Annotated in this window: 1 protein-coding gene and 1 pseudogene; both read left to right on the plus strand. The window is 56.5% G+C overall.

The genetic code is table 11. The features are described 5' to 3' along the window. Positions 1-221: pseudogene (locus AC0V2Y_RS27000) on the plus strand (hypothetical protein); the annotation flags it as partial. Positions 222-622: 401 nt separating this feature from the next. Next, positions 623-2,203, plus strand: a complete 1,581-nt coding sequence (locus AC0V2Y_RS27005) for an isocitrate lyase (protein ID WP_475417422.1) — start codon at positions 623-625, stop codon at positions 2,201-2,203. Positions 2,204-2,471: the final 268 nt, after the last annotated feature.

A 2,471-nucleotide genomic window follows, 5' to 3' on the forward strand; every position in this document is an offset into this window, starting at 1 on the left:
GCACGGCGGGTAATCTGGGCTTTGCCACGCAGGTGGTCGCCGATGCGTGTTTTGCGTTTGCTCAAATCGATTATGCGGGCACGCCAAGAACGGCGGACGAGGTGCATGCGATGGCGCTGGCCAATTTGCACGGCGAGTATGCGCAAGTGGTGACGACGGCGCAGGTGCTCGATGCGCTGTCCCGCCCTGCTCCTGCGCCAGGACGGCAGCTTGTCCGCTAAGCTGTAGCTGGCACGCGACACTTGCACTGAAAAGCAATGGCGCAGTGCCCTTTCCACATTGCAAACAGGCATAAACAAGCCACAGCCACCTTCGGGTGGCTTTTTTTCGCCCCGATTTTGTCGCGCTGCACCAAATTCTGAAAAGACGTTTCACATCGCGGAATTCCGAACAGCAGACTCATCAATAAATCCTCTCACTTTTTGAAAATTCATTTCATATCATGAAAAACCATAATTAAGCCATTGAAAAACAAAGACTTAATTTAAGTTATATGTCTTATATAAGACTTGAAGATCGGCGCGAATCGGCCTACTATTTAGTCATGCAGTTTGCTTCGACAAGACGTTGTGGCGCACTCGGCGATTTTCTCAAACATAGCTTTTCTTTTTAGGAGATTCACATGTCCCAATATCAAGACGACATCAAGGCTGTTGCCGGTTTGAAAGACCAACAAGGCAGCGCATGGAACGCCATCAATCCCGAGTCCGCCGCCCGCATGCGCGCCCAGAACAAGTTCAAGACCGGCCTGGACATCGCCAAGTACACGGCGAAGATCATGCGCAACGACATGGCCGCCTACGATGCGGACCCATCGAAATACACCCAGTCGCTCGGCTGCTGGCATGGTTTCATCGGTCAACAGAAGATGATCTCGATCAAGAAACACTTCAACAGCACCGACCGCCGCTACCTCTACCTGTCCGGCTGGATGGTCGCCGCCCTGCGCTCCGAGTTCGGCCCGCTGCCAGACCAGTCGATGCATGAAAAGACCGCCGTCTCGGCGCTGATCAAGGAACTGTACACCTTCCTGCGCCAGGCCGATGCCCGCGAACTGGGCGGCCTGTTCCGCCAGCTGGACGCGGCCCAAGGTGCTGACAAACAAGCCATCCAGGCCAAGATCGACGGCCACGTGACCCACGTCGTGCCCATCATCGCCGACATCGACGCCGGTTTCGGCAATGCCGAAGCAACCTATTTGCTGGCAAAACAGTTCATCGAAGCGGGCGCCTGCTGCATCCAGATCGAAAACCAGGTGTCCGATGAGAAACAATGCGGCCACCAGGACGGTAAGGTCACGGTGCCGCACGAAGACTTCCTGGCCAAGATCCGCGCCATCCGCTACGCCTTCCTGGAACTGGGCGTGGACGACGGCATCATCGTCGCCCGCACGGACTCCCTGGGCGCCGGCCTGACCAAGCAGATCGCCGTCACGAATGAGCAAGGCGATCTGGGCGACCAATACAATTCCTTCCTCGATTGCGAAGAAGTGTCGGCCGACGCGCTGGGCAATGGCGACGTCATCATCAAGCGCGAAGGCAAGCTGCTGCGTCCAAAACGCCTGCCGAGCAACCTGTTCCAGTTCCGCGCCGGTTCCGGCGAAGAGCGTTGCGTCTTGGATTGCATCACCTCGCTGCAAAACGGCGCCGACCTGCTGTGGATCGAAACGGAAAAACCGCATATCGCGCAAATCGGCGGCATGGTCAGCGAAATCCGCAAGGTCATCCCGAACGCCAAGCTCGTGTACAACAACAGCCCGTCGTTCAACTGGACCCTGAACTTCCGCCAGCAGGTCTACGACGCGATGAAAGCGGCAGGCAAAGATGTGTCCGCCTACGAACGCGCCCAGCTGATGAGCGTGGAATACGACCAGACGGAACTGGCATTGGCGGCCGACGAAAAGATCCGCACCTTCCAGGCCGACTCGGCCCGCGAAGCCGGCATCTTCCACCACCTGATCACCCTGCCGACCTACCACACGGCAGCCTTGTCGACCGACAACCTGGCCAAGGAATACTTCGGCGACCAGGGCATGCTGGGCTACGTGGCCGGCGTGCAGCGCAAGGAAATCCGCCAGGGCATCGCCTGCGTGAAACATCAAAACATGTCCGGCTCGGACATCGGCGACGATCACAAGGACTACTTCAGCGGCGAAGCGGCGCTCAAAGCTGCCGGTAAAGACAACACCATGAACCAGTTCTGAGCTTTTGGCTTGACGGTAGAGTGACAAAAGCCCGCTTCGGCGGGCTTTTTTGCGTCTGCAAAACAGCCCCCATCGCTGCGGCATTACCATGTCCGACAAGCAACTGACGGTACTCGCGTCCGCAATCAACACTTGATCTGCACTTTGCCGTTCAGTCCTGGCCGAACGGCATGCTTGGCCATGCTCAAGTTCATTACCAAAAGTAATCAAGTCCAGTATAATTAAATAAGAATGATTCTTATTTATAATCAACATCCTGCCCAGCGTC

Source organism: Janthinobacterium sp. BHSEK, from assembly GCF_056174685.1.